The sequence below is a fragment of the Novosphingobium sp. YAF33 genome (genome assembly GCF_052113265.1).
Classification (GTDB): domain Bacteria; phylum Pseudomonadota; class Alphaproteobacteria; order Sphingomonadales; family Sphingomonadaceae; genus Novosphingobium.
Genome location: NZ_JBFRCW010000006.1, coordinates 69,643 through 85,265 on the forward strand (window position 1 = coordinate 69,643; position 15,623 = coordinate 85,265).

A 15,623-nucleotide genomic window follows, 5' to 3' on the forward strand; every position below is an offset into this window, starting at 1 on the left:
CTCAGCGAAGCAGCAGGATCGCCCAGAAGGCGACGGTGGCGAGCACGCCCAGGATCGGGCAGACGATCGACCAGGTCTTGTTCGTCTTGAGTTCGAAGCCGCCGCCCACGTCGAGCACGAAGTGGCGCAGGCCGCTCATCATGTGGGTGAAGAACGCCCAGGAGATGCCGACGAGGACGATATAGCCGATCGGCGTCGTCATGACCTTGCTGAAAGTCTCATAGGAGGCCGGGCCGCCCGCGAGAGCGCCGAGCCACCACAGCAGAACGCCGAGTCCGGCGAACGCCATTCCGTCACCGGTCACGCGGTGCAGAATCGAGACGAACATATGAGGGCCCCAACGCCAGATCTGGAGATGGGGCGAAAGCGGACGGTTCCTGGTGCCGTCTTTGGCCATGGCTCTTTCGAATCCCTTTTGCCTTGTGCAGCAGCCCGAGGCTGCCCCTGTCGAAAGTCCCCTTAGACAAATCACCGCTTGGCGCAAGTTCTGCGAAGCACATCGCGGATGCATCGCACACAACAGCCTGCTACCCCCTCTCGCTCGCCGCGCGCTCGGCTCGTCGTGTGGCCGAACCGCGGGCCGCCCCTGCCACTGGCCTTGCGCGCATCTCGGGATTAAAGCGCAAGACCATGACCCGCCTGCCAATCATCCTCGCCGCCGCGCTTTCGCTCATGGCATGCACCTCCTCCCCTGGCAGCGCGGACGCCCCGGCGACCTCGGATCGCCGGGAAGCGCCAAGCGCGCCGCAAGCCGCCGACGGCGCCCGGCTCGCCGCGGCCTGCAAGGGGAAGGAAGGCTGGGGCGATCCCGCGCCGCCTGCGCATCTGTTCGGCAACAGCTGGTATGTGGGTACATGCGGAATTTCGGCCATTCTCGTCACGGGCCGTGAAGGCCATGTCCTGATCGACGGCGGAATTCCGGAAGCCGCCTCCCTGGTGCTCGCCAATATCGCCGCGGCCGGCTTCAAGGCGAAGGACGTGCGCTGGATCCTCTCCAGCCACGAGCACTTCGATCATGCCGGCGCTTTGGCGGCTCTCCAGCGCGCTACCGGCGCACGCATCGCGGCCCTGCCCGCGGCCGCCGAGGTTCTGGAAACTGGCAAGCCCCCTGCCGCCGATCCGCAATTCGGTCAGCTCGCTGCATTTCCTCGCCTTCACGTCGACCGCCACCTGGCCGACGGGGACCGCGTGACGCTCGGCGACATCACTCTGGTCGCCCACGCCACGCCGGCCCATTCCGCTGGCTCGACCAGCTGGACCTGGCGCACCTGCGATGACAACCGCCAGTGCCTGACGATCGCCTATGCCGACAGCGTCAGTGCGATTTCCTTCAAGGGCTATCGCTTCAGCGACCATCCCGAGCGCATTGCCGGGGTCCGTCAGGGCCTCGCGCGGGTAGCCGACCTTCCCTGCGACTTGCTGGTCACCCCGCATCCCGGCGCGAGCGACCTGCTTGCGCGGTTTGCCGGCACATCCCCGCTTGTCGATCCCACCGCCTGCCAGCGCTATGCGGCCGGCGCCACTGCCCGCTTCGATCAGCGCCTCTCGCAAGAGGCCGCGGACGAAGCGAAGGAGACCCGTTCGTGAGTTGGAAAATCACTGCCTACGCCCCGCGCACCGTCGTCGAAGGCGCTCTTGTCGCGCATGAGGACGCATTCGACTGGGATCCGGACATCGTGCTTTCGGGAAGCGAAATCGCGGAAGACAAGCCGGACGACTGGCAACTCGAAGCCTGGCTCGGCCATGAACCCGGCGAGGCGGACCGCGCGGCGATCGCGGCGTTGTTCCAGGGCGAAGCGCCGGAATTTATCGTCGAGGAACTGCCGGACACCGACTGGCTTGTAACCAGCCAGCAAGGGCTGGAGCCGATCCGCGCCGGCCGTTTTCATGTCCATACGCCCGATCACCCTGCCCTCGACGAGCCCGGCGTAATCGATTTCACGATCCCCGCCAGCCAGGCTTTCGGCACGGGCCAGCATGCGACCACGGCCGGATGCCTGGCCATGCTCACGCACATGAAGGCGCAGGGCCTTATCTTCCGGAATCACGCCGACATCGGCACCGGCACCGGTCTGCTGGCCTTCGCGGCCATGGCGCTCTGGCCCCGCGCCCGCGCCACGGCCAGCGACATCGACCAGGTCTGCGTGGGCGTGGTGGAAGACAATGCTGCGGCCAATGGCGTGAAGATGGGCCCCCGCGGAGGCGAACTGGTCATGACCATCGCCGACGGCATGGATCATCCACTGATCGCCGCGCGCGGCCCTTACGACCTGATCATGGCCAACATCCTTGCGGGACCTCTGGTTTCACTGGCCCCGGACTTTGCGCAGTCGCTGGCGCCGGGCGGCAGCCTGGTCCTGGCAGGGCTGCTCGAGACCCAGGAAGACGCGGTGCGCCGTGCCTGCCGCCGCGCGGGACTTCGGCTGGCCGGGCGCCTAGTGAACGGCGACTGGTCGATCCTCTGGATGCGCGCGCGCCGCAGGTGACGCGCAGCTGATCCGAATGCGCGGCAAATTGTCCTCTGCCGCGCAGGGAACCGCGTCCCCTTCAGAGCATTCCTGGTTCCGCCGCGCGAACCCCACTCATCCAAAAGAGCCAAGAGCTACCCCTGAAAGTTAATATGGGTAAACCGGCTATGGATAGTGCAGTAAGAATTGGTTTTGCGGTTTATTGTGTAATTTCATAAAATTACGTACATGCGCGTAATTTCGCGTTAACCATGCCTGGTTACGTCGAATTAAGGGTTTGCACCAAGAATTAAGGCCAAGGGGGGCTGGTAACAACAGCTCAAGAGGCCAACATGCTTCAATCTGAACTCGATCGGCCCAAGGCCGTCGTGGGACCCCTGGGGGAAGCTCTCGACAGGGGCAGCTTGCCGCCGCGCAGTACGTCACGCTGGGTCGTTCGCCGCAAGGCGGAAGTCGTTGCGGCGGTGAACGGCGGACTGCTCACGATCGCGGAAGCCTGCGACCGCTACGACCTCACGCTTGAGGAACTGGCGTCCTGGCAGCGAGCGGTCGAACGCGAGGGCATGGCGGGGCTGCGCGCCACCCGGGTACAACACTATCGGCACCTGCACGAACAGCAGGCTCGCCGCATCTGATCAGAAAGGGGAACCGGCGGCATCTGTCCACCGGTTCCCCTTTTCGATTCTGCCCGGTTTGCGCCCCGGTCCGCGGCGATTCATGAGCTAGCCGGCCGCCTGTACGATCCGCGCCCATTCGGCTTCGTCGATCACCTGGATGCCCAAGTCCGCGGCCTTCTTCAGCTTCGAACCGGCCCCCGGCCCTGCCACCAGCAGGTCGGTCTTGGCGGAAATCGAGCCAGCGGCCTTGGCCCCGAGCCGTTCGGCCTGGGACTTGGCCTCATCACGGCTCATGGTTTCCAGCTTGCCGGTGAACACCACCGTCTTGCCGGCCACTTCGCTGTTCACCGTCTCGACCACATAAGGCGGCGGAGAAACTTCCGAGAGCAAGTCCTCCCAGACTGCGCGGTTATGCTCCTCGTGGAAGAAGTCTCCCAGCGCTTCGACCACGGCAGGGCCGATACCGTCGATCGAGACCAGTTCCGAATAGGCGTCGCTCCCGGCCGCCGCCGCCTCCTCCCCGTCCCGCACCTGGATCGCCTCGGCAACGATCCGGAGGTCCGGCAGGGTCTCGAACCGCTTCATCAGGTCGCGCGCCGTCACGGCGCCGACATGGCGTATGCCCAGGCCGAAAAGGAGCCGCGCCGCATCGGGGCGACGTTTGCTTTCCACGGCCGCCAACAGGTTGTCCACAGACTTGTCCTTCCACCCGTCAAGCGCGAGAATATCCTCGCGGCGCTTGCGCAGGCGGAAGATATCGGCCGGGCCTTCCAGCCAGCCTTTGGCGAAGAATTCATCGATCGTCTTTTCGCCCAGGCCCTCGATGTCGAGCGCCCCGCGGCTGACGAAATGCTTGAGGCGCTCCGTCCGCTGGGCCGGGCAGATGAGCCCGCCCGTGCAGCGCACGTCGACTTCGCCTTCTTCGGCCACCGCTTCGCTGCCGCACTGCGGGCAGTGATCGGGGAACCCGAACGCAGGGCGTTCCTCATCGCGAGTCGCGTTGTCGACCACCTGGGGAATGACGTCGCCCGCACGCTGCAGCACGATACGGTCGCCGGGGCGAACGCCGAGCCGGGCAATCTCGTCTCGGTTGTGCAAGGTCACGTTGGTTACGGTGACCCCGCCAACCAACACCGGCTTTAGGCGGCCGACCGGGGTGAGCTTGCCGGTGCGACCGACCTGGATATCAATCGATTCCAGCAGTGTCTCGGCTCGCTCGGCCGGGAACTTGTGCGCCAATCCCCAGCGCGGCGCCTTGGCCACGAAGCCGAGGCGCTGCTGCCAGTCGAGCCGGTCGACCTTGTAGACCACGCCGTCGATCTCGAACGGCAAGGCCGCGCGGCCGTCACGAATAGCGCGATAGGCCGTCAACATCTCCGCCACCGAATGGCAGAGGCGGAATTGCGGCGAGACCGGCAGGCCCCAGGATTCGATCTTGCGGATAACCTCGTGCTGGCTGGCGCCGGGAACGTGACTCGCCGCCCCCCAGCCATGGGCCCAGAACCGCAAGGGCCGCTTGGCGGTGACACCGGCATCCTTCTGTCGGAGCGAACCGGCAGCGGCATTGCGCGGATTGGCGAACTGGCGGACCTTGGTCTCGTCAAAGGCTTCGCCCTTGGTTTCCGCCAAAGCGCGGGCCTCGGACATCAGCGTCTCGTTAAGCGCCCGGAACGCCGCCTTCTCCATGTAGACTTCGCCGCGAACTTCAAAGACCTCCGGCACGTCGTCGCCCCGCAGTTCCTGCACGATATCGGCGATATGCGCGACATTGGGGGTCACATCCTCGCCCACTTGTCCATCGCCGCGCGTCGCTGCGCGCACGAGCTTACCATGCTCGTAGCGCAGCGAGCAGGACAGGCCATCGATCTTGTCTTCCGCCGTCAGCAGCACCGGCTCCTCGGCGGGCAGCGACAGGAACCGCCGCACGCGGCCGACGAAGTCGGCCACTTCCTCGTCGGTAAAGGCATTGTCGAGGCTCATCATGCGAACCTCGTGCGTTACTTTCGAGAGCGGCGAGGCAGCCACTTCGTGACCGACCTTGTTGCTCGGACTGTCCGGACGCGCGAGATGCGGGAACGCCGCTTCGAGTTCGGCATTGCGGCGAACCAGCGCGTCGTACTCCGCGTCCGAGATTTCGGGCGCGTCCTCGGCATGATAGAGCCGGTTGGCACGGCTGATCTGGCGCGCCAGGCGCATCAATTCGTTGGCGGCTTCGGCTTCACTGGTCTCGGACTGGGTCATGCCCGTGTGATAGGACAGACCGGCGCGGGTTGGAATTCCCCTCCCCGCTTAATCCCCCTCGATCGGATCGAACTCCAGATGGAGGCTGGCGAGCGCACGCAGGATATAGGTCGGCTCGTAGCTGAAGCTCAAACCGCCGTCGGGCCGCTGATGGGCGGGAGCCAAACGAATGTTGCCCATGCGGGCCAGCAACCGCTCGATACTGGTCACGACCTCCCGGCGGGCGAGCGGGGCGCCGATACAAGTATGGGCGCCGCGCCCAAAAGCCAGGTGCTCCTTGATCCTGGGACGGTCCATGTCGAACCGATCGGGCTGGGCGAACCGCGTGGGATCTCGGTTGGCGGCCATGTGCGAGAGGAGGATCGCCGTCCCGGCCTTGATCTCGACACCGCCGAGCGTGGTCGTCTTCTGGCATATCCGTCCGCCGCTCTTCACCGAGCCATCGAAGCGCAGCACTTCCTCGACAAAAGCGGGGATGYGGCCAGGATCGTCCCGCAGCTGTTGCTGGATGTCCGGCCTGGTCGCGATGATGCGGAAGGCATTGGCCAGCAGGCGATTCGTCGTATCCTGCCCGGCCCCGAACAGAAACGCGGCCAGGCTGGTAAGATCGACCAACGAAGGCTTCCTGCCATCGGGATAACTCGCCTGGGCCAGTTCATTGAGAATGTCCTCGTGGGCTAGCAAACCGCGCAAGGGGCGCATCAGCGGGTGGGCCGACATGCGCCGCTGGGCGATCAGCTTGAACAGGTCCTTCCCCACGCCCACGAGCGGGTTCTTCAACATCTCCTCTTCGCTGGCGTCCATGGGCACGGGAATCGCACCCTCCAGCAGGACGCGGAACTTGTTCCGCGTCCGCTCCGACAGCCCCAGCAAGTCGGAAATCACCAGAGCGCCGTAAGGACCGCCATATTGGCGAACGAGGTCCACATGGCCGTCCGCGGCGAACTCGCCGATCAGCCCTTCCGCCGTCGCCAGCAGCTTGGGCTGAAGTTCCTTCAGGCGGCTAGGCGTGAAGAGCCGGGCAATGATCGAACGCAAGTCGGCATGGCGCGCACCGCCCTCAGTGACGATCTGGTCGCCGAAAGCGATCTGCCCGCGATGGGACTCCAACTCGGCGGAGATGTCGTCTCCAGTCGGCTCGAACGGGAGCGAGGCCACCGGACCCGTCACCGCGTTGATCGAGGAAAAGTGCTCGGTATCGAGCATGACCTGAATGGTTTCCTCGTAGCCCGTCACGGCGACGGCATTGCGATAGGGCAGGCGCACGACCGACCCCTTCGCGCGGAGAAAGTCGAAATAGGCGTGCGGATCGTCGACCAGCGAGACATCGGTGTACCAGTCGGCCGTCTCGTAGGCCGAGGGCGCCGGATGAAGTGCTGGACTGGACACGGACTTGATCTCCCGATTCTTATGATCCTTTGTGTATCACAAATTCGAAAGCGGTCAATCGAAGGTGAGACCCGACCGGCGACAGCTTTCGCTCCCGTTTTTCCAGAGGCACGGCTATGAACCGGCGATGCCGACGATCATTCCGCCCGATGCCCCTGCCTTGCCTGCTGCTTTCGACATTCTGGGCATCGCGGTTTTCGCGCTGACCGGAGCGCTTTCCGCGGCGCAGATGCGGCAGACTTTCGTCACTGTCGCGTTTTTCGCGCTGATGACCGGCGTCGGCGGGGGCACCTTGCGCGACCTTCTGATCGGCGCGCCGGTCTTCTGGGTGCGCGATCCTTTCGTGGTCCCGGTGTGCCTCGCCGTGGCGATCCTTGCCTGGTTCACACCCGTGCGGTGGTGGCAGGGTCGCTTGCTGGAATGGGCAGACGCGATGGGCCTGGCGGTCTATTCCGGATTCGGCACGATCAAGGCCATGGCCTGGGGCGTACCGCCGGTGCCGGCCATGGTGATGGGCGTCGTCACCGGCTGCGTCGGCGGGATTGTGCGCGACGTCGTGGCGGGACAGCCGTCGATCCTCATGCGGCCGGAGCTTTACGTGACGGCAGGTGCACTTGCAGCAGCTGTCGCGGCGACCGGACTGGCCCTGGGCTTTGCGCCCGTGCTCACCTGGGCTATCGCCGCAAGCGCCGGCTTTGCCTTGCGCGGCGCCGCAATCCATTGGTCGCTCGGCCTCCCAGCGCACGAGGGGGCGGACTGAGCGGCAGGCAAGGCCGCGTCCGGACCGCTAAAGCCCGGGAACGTCGTCGAAACCGAGATCCACGATCCTTCCGCGAACGATCTTGCATTCGAATGAGCCGCGCGCAGGAGCATTGTCGCGCCAGGCCGGTCCGCCCCCGCCTACACGGACCCACCCTTCGATCTCATAACCTTCCGGCTTTCGCTCGACGCTCTTGAGCCCGATGACGTCGACACCGGTGAATTTCGCTGTCTTCGCCGCGCCCTCGGCGGCGGCCACGCACTTGTGGGCCGCCTGCCGCGAACTGACGCCATAAGCATCGGGCTTGTTGTCCAGCCTGGGATCCGCCGCGAAGCGATCGGTCTGGGCCAGTACCGGAGCCGCCATCACGGCTCCGGCAAGAAGTGCGCAGCGAGACAGTGTCCTGAAAAGGTTCGGCATGGTTCGTCGCTCCCTTGCGGTCGGCCGCCCAAGCGGCCCGCGAACCATGCCATAGTCCGGCTTTCAGCGCCGAACGCAACCCACTCTCATGCCCGCTTGGCGCGGGGCCTCACTTCGGAACCGACAGCCCGGTCCACTGCGCCACGAAAGACAGCACATCCGCACTCTCCTCGATCACCTTGTCCGTAGGCTTGCCCGAACCGTGCCCGGCGCGCGTCTCGATACGAATGAGGTGCGGCTTGTCGCCCAGAGGCGCCGCCTGGAGGGCCGCCGCATACTTGAAGGAATGCCCCGGCACCACGCGATCATCCGTATCGGCCGTGGTGACCAGAATGGCAGGATAATCCGTGCCCGCCTTGATATTGTGGTAAGGCGAATACGCGCGCAGCACGCGGAAGTCCGCCTCACGGTCAGGATAGCCGTAATCGTCGACCCAATAGCGCCCGGCCGTGAACCGGTCGAAGCGAAGCATATCCATCACCCCGACTTGCGGCACGCCGGCAGCAAACAGGTCGGGCCGCTGGTTCAGTACCGCACCGACCAATAGGCCGCCGTTCGATCCGCCCTGAATCGCTAATCCATCCTTGGCGGCGATGCCCTCTGCCTTGAGATATTCTCCCGCAGCGATGAAATCGTCGAACACGTTCTGCTTGTTGGCCCGGCGCCCGGCATCATGCCAGGCGCGTCCGTACTCGCCGCCACCGCGCAAATTCGCCATCGCGAAGGCGCCGCCGGCCTGCACCCAGGCCATACGGCTCGCCGAGAAGCCCGGCGTCAGCGATATATCAAACCCGCCGTAGCCGTAGAGCAGCGTCGGTACCGGCTTGCCTGCCTGCGCCACGTCCTTGCGGCGTACCAGGAACATCGGCACGCGCGTGCCATCCTTCGAGACGTAGAACCGCTGCTCGACTGCGATTTGCGCGGGATCGAAGTCCATCGCCGGTTCCGCGAAGGGCTCCGAAGCGCCGGTATCGAGATTCATGCGGAAAATCGACGCGGGACGGTTGAAGCTGGTGAACGAGTAGAACGTCTCTGGATCGCCCGGTTTACCCCGGAAGCCGGAAGCGGTGCCGATGCCGTTGAGAGCAAGCGCCCTGCCCGGCTTGCCGTCCAACCCGACGATCTCCGCATGGCTGGCCGCATCGCGCATATAGTTGAGAACCAGCTGGCGGCCGACGATGCCTGCCTTTTCGAGGATATCCTCGCGTTCGGCCACGACTTGCGTGAACACAGGATCGCTCGCGGCCAGATCGATGCTGACAAGGCGGTAGCGCGGAGCACTCTCGTTGGTCACGAACCAGAGCTTCTGCCCGGCCCCTTCCACAAGGCGCCAGTCATCCTTGAAGCCGGTGACGATCGAGCGCGCGTGCCATCCGGTCTTCCCGCGCTTAGAAAGATCGACCACCCGCACGTCGTAGCGGGAATCCGTGCCGATGTGCGACGTGATGACCGCCAGGCGGCCGTCCTGCGTAACCTCGGCGGTATGGCCGTAGTCAGGATGGTCGGGTGTGGAGTAGACGAGCTCGTCCGCGCTCTGGGGCGTGCCCAGGCGGTGGTAGTAGACGCCCTGATTGTAGTTCCGGCTCTGGAAAGCCGCGCCATCCTCCGGTGCGGGGAAACGGGAATAAAGGAAGCCTTCCTCCCCGATCCAGGCCAGCGCGCTGAATTTCACCCAGCGCAGCTCATCATCAAGGACTTTGCCACTGACGGTGTCCATCACATGGAGAATGCGCCAGTCGCTGCCGCCGTCCTGTACGCTGTACAGCAGATAGCGGCCCTGCTGCGACGGCTCCCAGGCGTCCAGCGCGGTGGCGCCATCCTTGGCCCAGGCATTGGGATCGAGCAGAAGCCGCGCCTTGCCGTGCAGGCCGTCGCGCACGAAAAGCTGCGACTGGTTCTGCAAGCCGGTGTTGCGCGTATAGAAATACCGGGTGCCAGCCTTCGTCGGCAGCCCAAAGCGCTCGAAGTTCATGAGCGCACTGATGCGCTGCTTAAACCACGCCCGCTGCGGCAGAGTCTCCAGGTATTCCTCGGTGTAGCGCGATTCGCGATCCACCCAGTCGGCCACTTTGGCGTCGTGGCGGACGTCCGCCTCCAGCCATCGATAGGGATCCGCGATCTTTTCCCCGAACAGGGTTTCGACCACATCGTCTCGGCGCGTTTCTGGATAGTTCATCGTGGCCACCGTCTGCGCCGAAACCGGCATGGCTGCAAGCAGCAGGCTGAATGTCATCGCACAAGCCGTCGCAATATGAGCCCCGCCGAGCCCGCCCTTCCAAGGCATTCCATTCCCCTGATTTCAAAAAACAAAAAGCGGCCGCGAGCCTAGCACTCGCGACCGCTCTTGCAATGTCTGGTCCGCCTCCTTGTGGAAAGCGGGCCTTCACAAGCTATCAGGCTTCTGCGTATTCTTCGGTTTCGGCAGCAACCGGACCCGAATCCTGGCCCTTGGCTTCCACGTCGCGATCAACCAGTTCGATGATCGCGATCGGAGCGGCGTCCGATGCGCGGATGCCGGCCTTGATGATGCGGGTGTAACCGCCTTCACGGTTCTTGTAGCGCTCTGCGAGCACTTCGAAGAGCTTGGCTTCCTGCGTTTCGTCGAGAAGGCGCGCGTGCGCGAGACGACGGTTCGAAAGGCCGCCATGCTTCGCCAGCGTGATCAGCTTCTCGATGTAGGGACGCAGTTCCTTCGCCTTGGGCGTGGTGGTCTTGATCTGCTCGTGCTTGATGAGCGCGGCGGCCATGTTGCGCAGCAGCGCGGTACGGTGGCCCGACTTGCGCTGCAGCTTGCGGCCGCCCATTTTATGACGCATGATTTCTTCTCCGTTCGTCAGGCAGCCGTCTCAGGTACTGCCTGCCGGGCGATGTGGTGCGGCCACCGCCCAAAACCGGCTCACGTATCGTGAAGCGCTGCCCTCAAGACGATCTGACTTAAAGAGTCAAGCGCGAAGGGCGGAATTCCGCCCTCATTAAAAGAAGAAGGGCTCCGCATCGCTGCGAAGCCCTTCTTCTTTACATATCGGAAAGACCGATCAGCCGAGCAGTTCCTGCTCGAGCTTCTTGGCCATTTCTTCGATGTTCTCGGGCGGCCAGCCTGGGATGTCCATGCCGAGGCGCAGACCCATCGAGGAAAGAACTTCCTTGATCTCGTTGAGCGACTTGCGGCCGAAGTTCGGCGTGCGCAGCATCTCGGCTTCGGTCTTCTGGACCAGATCGCCGATATAGATGATGTTGTCGTTCTTGAGGCAGTTGGCCGAACGCACCGACAGCTCCAGTTCGTCGACCTTCTTGAGAAGGTAACGGTTGAGCTGGTTGGTGTCGCTCTCCTCCGAAGCAGCAGCGCCGCCAGCAGCCATGCCGATCATCGGCGACTGGCCAACCGGAGCGATGTCCTCGAAGTGGACGAACAGCGCCAGCTGGTCCTGGAGAATGCGCGCGGCATAAGCCACGGCGTCTTCAGGGGTGACGGTGCCGTCGGTTTCGACCGCGAGGCTCAGCTTATCGTAGTCGAGTTCCTGACCGATACGGGCATTGTCGACCTTGTAGCTGACCTGACGGACAGGCGAGTAGAGCGAGTCGACCGGGATAAGACCGATCGGCGCGTCGACAGGACGGTTCGACACGGCCGGGACGTAGCCCTTGCCGGTGTCGGCGGTGAGTTCCATGTTCAGGACCGCACCTTCGTCGAGGTGGCAGATCACGAGGTCCTTGTTCATGACCTCGATATCGCCCGAAACGGCGATGTCGCCCGCCTTCACTTCACCCGGGCCAGTGGCCGAGAGCTGAAGACGCTTCGGGCCTTCGCCCTGCATCTTGAGAGCGATCTGCTTGACGTTCAGGACGATGTCCGTGACGTCCTCGCGCACACCGGCAAGCGACGAGAATTCGTGCAGCACGTTCTCGATCTTGATCGAGGTGATCGCGGCGCCCTGCAGCGAGGAGAGCAGCACGCGACGCAGCGCGTTGCCGAGCGTCAGGCCAAAACCGCGCTCGAGAGGTTCGGCGACGAAGGTCGCCTTCAGCTTGGGGTCGGGTCCCGGCTTGATCTCAAGGCTGTTCGGCTTCTTGAGTTCCTGCCAGTTCTTGATGTTGACAGTCATGGACTTCCCCTGGGAGTGATGGCGGTTACGCCCCGAAGCCTGGTGGAAAGGCTCGGGACGTTCCGAAGCCGGACAGCGACCGGTTCGCCGTCCGGATTAGCTCGATCAGACGCGGCGACGCTTGGAAGGACGCACACCGTTGTGCGGGATCGGCGTCACATCGCGGATCGAGGTAATGGTGAAGCCGACCGCCTGGAGAGCGCGCAGGGCGCTCTCACGGCCCGAACCCGGGCCCTTGACTTCGACTTCGAGGGTGCGGACGCCGTGCTCGGCGGCCTTCTTGCCGGCATCGTCAGCTGCAACCTGTGCAGCGTACGGGGTCGACTTGCGGCTGCCCTTGAAGCCCATCATGCCGGCCGAGGACCACGAAATCGCGTTGCCCTGGGCGTCGGTGATGGTCACCATGGTGTTGTTGAAGCTGGCATTCACATGCGCAATGCCGCTGGTGATGTTCTTGCGCTCGCGGCGCTTAACGCGCTGAGGTTCGCGTGCCATGTTCGTGTATCCTGTCGAAAAATCGCTGGGGGAAACCGGTTGGGTCGATTGCTCAACCCAATCAGCTTACTTCTTCTTGCCGGCGATCGGCTTGGCCTTGCCCTTACGGGTGCGCGCATTGGTATGCGTGCGCTGGCCACGAACCGGCAGACCCTTGCGGTGACGCAGGCCACGGTAGCAGGCGAGATCCATCAGGCGCTTGATGTTCATCGCGGTTTCGCGACGAAGATCACCCTCGACCGTGAGGTCGGCGTCGATCGTTTCGCGGATCTGCAGGACTTCGGCGTCCGACAGGTCCTGTACGCGACGGCTGTGATCGATGCCGAGCTTGTCGGCGATCTCGAGAGCCTTGGTACGACCGATACCATGGATGTAGGTGAGCGCGATGATAACGCGCTTGTTGGTGGGGATGTTTACCCCGGCAATACGAGCCACTTAAATCTCCATGCTCCACAGGGAGCGCCCTAGGGACGACCCCTATCTCAACGCTTACTCACCCGAAAGGTGAAATGACAAAAGCGCCCGGTCGGCGGCACACTTGGTGCCATCGCCACCCGGACTTGCCGAAACCTTTTGAGTGAAGGGCGCGCATAGAACGATTCGCAAGGGCTGTCAACGCCCGCGAACCTGCTGCCGCTCAATCCCTGTCGCATGTCGGAGCGGGGAGAGTGACTTCGCGATCTGTGTATCGCATCCAAGGGCGTTAGTCAAAGAAACGACCGGGTTCCAGGCGGATGCGCTGGCATAGAAGGGCCGGTCGCCGACCGGCCGCCTTTTCCATACTGTCCCTCGGCCGGAAAGACGAAGCCCCGACCCTCTGCGGCTCGCACCGGCAAAGGATCGGGGCTGTCGTCGGATCAGCTCTTGTCGGTCGAGGGGGGGGGGCGATGCCATCCCCTGGATCAGGTCTTCAGCGCGCCCTCAATGGCAGCGGTAACATGATCCATGTCCGCCATGCCATCCACCTTGGCCACGATGCCGCGCGCCTCGTAGATAGGCAGGATCGGCGCTGTCTTGGCGCGGTACTCGGCCAGACGGGTGCGCACGGTTTCTGCATTGTCGTCCGGGCGACGCTTGAATTCCGTCCCTCCGCACTTGTCGCAGACGCCGTCGACCTTGGGCCGCTCGAACGTGTCGTGATAGCCCTTGCCGCAAGTCGCGCAAGTAAAGCGCCCGGTGATCCGCTCGACCAGCGCCTCTTCGTCGACCTCAAGCTCGACCACATGATCGAGCTTGCGGCCACGAGCGGAAAGAATCGCGTCGAGCGATTCCGCCTGCGCGGCGGTACGCGGATAGCCGTCGAAGATCGCGCCGGTATCGGCACCCATCGCATCCAGTTCGTCGCCGATCAGCGCCGAAACGATGGCGTCCGAAACCAGCTCACCGCGTTCCATTACGGCCTTGGCTTCAAGTCCCGTGGGCGTGCCCGCCTTTACGGCGGCGCGCAGCATGTCGCCAGTCGAGAGCTGGCGCATGCCATGCCGTTCGACCAGACGCTGCGCCTGGGTGCCCTTGCCCGCCCCCGGCGGGCCCAACAGGATGATATTCACGCCTTACCCCTCATGTGTCCCTGAATGCGCTATCAGCGCATACGGCCCTTCAGTTTCGCCTTCTTGATCAGATCGCCGTACTGGTGCGCCAGCAGGTGCGACTGAATCTGAGTAATCGTGTCGACCGTGACGTTGACGACGATCAGCAGGCTGGTCCCACCCATGAACAGCAACGGCAGACCGGTCATCGAGAGGAAATACTCGGGAACGGTGCAGACGATGGTCAGGTAGATCGCGCCGATCACGGTCACGCGCGTCAGCACATAATCGAGATAGTTCGCGGTGTTCTTGCCCGGACGAATGCCGGGAATGAAGCCACCGTTCTTTTTCAGGTTCTCGGCCGTTTCCTCGGGATTGAAGACGACGGCGGTGTAGAAGAACGAGAAGAAGATGATGCCCGATGCGTAAAGCAGCATGTAGAGCGGCTTGCCGTGGCCCAGGTACTGGTTGAGCGCGACGACGATCTTGCCCCAGGTCGATTCGGGGTTCAGCGACTTGCCCGCGAACTGGGTGATGGTGAGCGGCAGCAGCAGCAGCGAACTTGCGAAGATCGGCGGGATGACACCCGCGGTATTGATCTTCAGCGGCAGATGGCTGCGATCCGCCTGCATCATGCCGCGCTGCGTGGCGCGCTTGGGATACTGGATCAGCAGGCGGCGCTGTGCGCGTTCTGCGAAGCAGATCATCAGGATCATCGCCACGATCAGCACGATCAGCGCGATGATCAGGAACGAGCCCGTGTCACCGGCGCTGTAGGCCTGCCCTACGTTGCTCGCGAAAGTCGGCATCTGTGCGACGATACCGGCCATGATGATCAGCGAAACGCCGTTACCGATACCGCGCGAAGTGATCTGTTCACCCAGCCACAGCAGGAACATGGTGCCGCCGACCAACGAGATGACGGCGCCGACGCGGAACAGAAGGCCCGGATCGACGACGGCCTGCAGGCCGCTCGACGCGCCGTAAGCCTCCAGGCTGACGGCCAGGAACCAGCCCTGGATGGCGCAGAGCAGCACAGCGCCATAGCGGGTGTACTGGTTCAGTTTCTTGCGCCCGGCTTCGCCTTCCTTCTTCAGCGCCACCAGCGCCGGGTGAAGCGAAGCAGCCAACTGCACCACGATCGAGCTGGTGATGTAGGGCATCACGCCGAGCGCAATCAGGCTCATTCGCGAAAGCGAACCGCCCGAGAAAGTGTTGAAGAGGTCGAGAATGCCGCCCTGGGTCTTGCTGTAAAGCTGCGAGAGAATCAGCGGATTGACGCCGGGCAGTGGAACGAAGCTCAGGAAGCGGAAAACGATCAGGGCGCCGATCGTGAACCAGATGCGGTTCTTGAGCTCGGTCGCCTTCGAGAAATTGGCCAGGCTCAGAGTGCTGGCGATATTGTCGGCGCGTGAAGCCATGACGTTTTGTAAAGCCTCGATAGTCGGTTCGGGTCCAGCCTTAGCGACTGCAAGAAGGCTTGTCGAACACCGGTTCTGGTCCGCTCATATAGACATTCGTACCGGGTCTGGAAGCCCTGTCGCCCCGCGCCCCATCGAATCCGCCATGTTCAAGGCCGATCCAAGTCAAGGCACCCGTTG

General features: G+C 63.7%; 15 protein-coding genes. 4 read left to right on the plus strand and 11 right to left on the minus strand.

Features of this window, described 5'->3' with window-relative positions:
• Position 1 precedes the first annotated feature (1 nt).
• The gene (sdhC, locus tag AB4Z00_RS13080; protein ID WP_132263774.1) at positions 2–397 is read right to left on the minus strand and encodes a succinate dehydrogenase, cytochrome b556 subunit; all 396 of its coding nucleotides are present in this window, start codon (positions 395–397) and stop codon (positions 2–4) included.
• Positions 398–630: 233 nt separating this feature from the next.
• Here sdhC and bla point away from each other — a divergent pair, with 233 nt between their 5' ends.
• The 3 genes from bla to sciP all read left to right on the plus strand — a co-directional run bounded on the left by bla (position 631) and on the right by sciP (position 3,103).
• Positions 631–1,587 carry a subclass B3 metallo-beta-lactamase gene (gene bla / locus AB4Z00_RS13085; RefSeq protein WP_442046275.1) on the plus strand — a complete coding sequence of 319 codons (957 nt, stop codon included), beginning with the start codon at positions 631–633 and terminating at the stop codon, positions 1,585–1,587.
• Positions 1,584–2,486, plus strand: a complete 903-nt coding sequence (locus tag AB4Z00_RS13090; RefSeq protein ID WP_431566690.1) for a 50S ribosomal protein L11 methyltransferase — start codon at positions 1,584–1,586, stop codon at positions 2,484–2,486. The genes bla and AB4Z00_RS13090 overlap by 4 nt, the downstream gene beginning before the upstream one ends.
• 314 nt (positions 2,487–2,800) lie before the next feature.
• Positions 2,801–3,103 carry a CtrA inhibitor SciP gene (gene sciP, locus AB4Z00_RS13095; protein WP_132263779.1) on the plus strand — a complete coding sequence of 101 codons (303 nt, stop codon included), beginning with the start codon at positions 2,801–2,803 and terminating at the stop codon, positions 3,101–3,103.
• A gap of 87 nt (positions 3,104–3,190) precedes the next feature.
• Here the strand turns inward: sciP and ligA are convergent, their stop codons facing one another.
• Both ligA and AB4Z00_RS13105 read right to left on the minus strand, forming a co-directional pair.
• Complete coding sequence (ligA, locus tag AB4Z00_RS13100) at positions 3,191–5,326, minus strand: NAD-dependent DNA ligase LigA (protein ID WP_442046276.1); 2,136 nt, start codon at positions 5,324–5,326, stop codon at positions 3,191–3,193.
• A 48-nt stretch (positions 5,327–5,374) separates the two neighbouring features.
• Positions 5,375–6,715 (minus strand): cytochrome P450, encoded by a 1,341-nt coding sequence (locus tag AB4Z00_RS13105; RefSeq protein WP_442046277.1) that lies wholly within the window; start codon positions 6,713–6,715, stop codon positions 5,375–5,377.
• 127 nt (positions 6,716–6,842) lie between these two features.
• Between AB4Z00_RS13105 and AB4Z00_RS13110 the strand changes: the two genes are divergently transcribed.
• Positions 6,843–7,475: a trimeric intracellular cation channel family protein gene (locus AB4Z00_RS13110; RefSeq protein WP_132263785.1), complete on the plus strand. Its 633-nt coding sequence runs from the start codon at positions 6,843–6,845 to the stop codon at positions 7,473–7,475.
• Between the two features lie 27 nt (positions 7,476–7,502).
• Here the strand turns inward: AB4Z00_RS13110 and AB4Z00_RS13115 are convergent, their stop codons facing one another.
• The 8 genes from AB4Z00_RS13115 to secY form a co-directional block, all read right to left on the minus strand.
• Positions 7,503–7,895, minus strand: coding sequence for a hypothetical protein (locus tag AB4Z00_RS13115; protein ID WP_442046278.1), 393 nt, complete (start codon positions 7,893–7,895; stop codon positions 7,503–7,505).
• A 109-nt stretch (positions 7,896–8,004) separates the two neighbouring features.
• The gene (locus AB4Z00_RS13120; RefSeq protein ID WP_442046279.1) at positions 8,005–10,128 is read right to left on the minus strand and encodes a prolyl oligopeptidase family serine peptidase; all 2,124 of its coding nucleotides are present in this window, start codon (positions 10,126–10,128) and stop codon (positions 8,005–8,007) included.
• A 160-nt stretch (positions 10,129–10,288) separates the two neighbouring features.
• Positions 10,289–10,711 carry a 50S ribosomal protein L17 gene (gene rplQ, locus AB4Z00_RS13125; RefSeq protein ID WP_132263790.1) on the minus strand — a complete coding sequence of 141 codons (423 nt, stop codon included), beginning with the start codon at positions 10,709–10,711 and terminating at the stop codon, positions 10,289–10,291.
• A 219-nt stretch (positions 10,712–10,930) separates the two neighbouring features.
• Positions 10,931–11,998, minus strand: coding sequence for a DNA-directed RNA polymerase subunit alpha (locus tag AB4Z00_RS13130; protein WP_134095333.1), 1,068 nt, complete (start codon positions 11,996–11,998; stop codon positions 10,931–10,933).
• A gap of 105 nt (positions 11,999–12,103) precedes the next feature.
• Positions 12,104–12,493 (minus strand): 30S ribosomal protein S11, encoded by a 390-nt coding sequence (gene rpsK / locus AB4Z00_RS13135; protein WP_132263794.1) that lies wholly within the window; start codon positions 12,491–12,493, stop codon positions 12,104–12,106.
• Between the two features lie 66 nt (positions 12,494–12,559).
• Positions 12,560–12,928 carry a 30S ribosomal protein S13 gene (gene rpsM, locus AB4Z00_RS13140; protein ID WP_132263796.1) on the minus strand — a complete coding sequence of 123 codons (369 nt, stop codon included), beginning with the start codon at positions 12,926–12,928 and terminating at the stop codon, positions 12,560–12,562.
• Between the two features lie 467 nt (positions 12,929–13,395).
• Positions 13,396–14,043, minus strand: a complete 648-nt coding sequence (locus AB4Z00_RS13145; RefSeq protein ID WP_442046280.1) for an adenylate kinase — start codon at positions 14,041–14,043, stop codon at positions 13,396–13,398.
• 32 nt (positions 14,044–14,075) lie between these two features.
• The gene (gene secY, locus AB4Z00_RS13150) at positions 14,076–15,443 is read right to left on the minus strand and encodes a preprotein translocase subunit SecY (protein WP_132263799.1); all 1,368 of its coding nucleotides are present in this window, start codon (positions 15,441–15,443) and stop codon (positions 14,076–14,078) included.
• Positions 15,444–15,623: the final 180 nt, after the last annotated feature.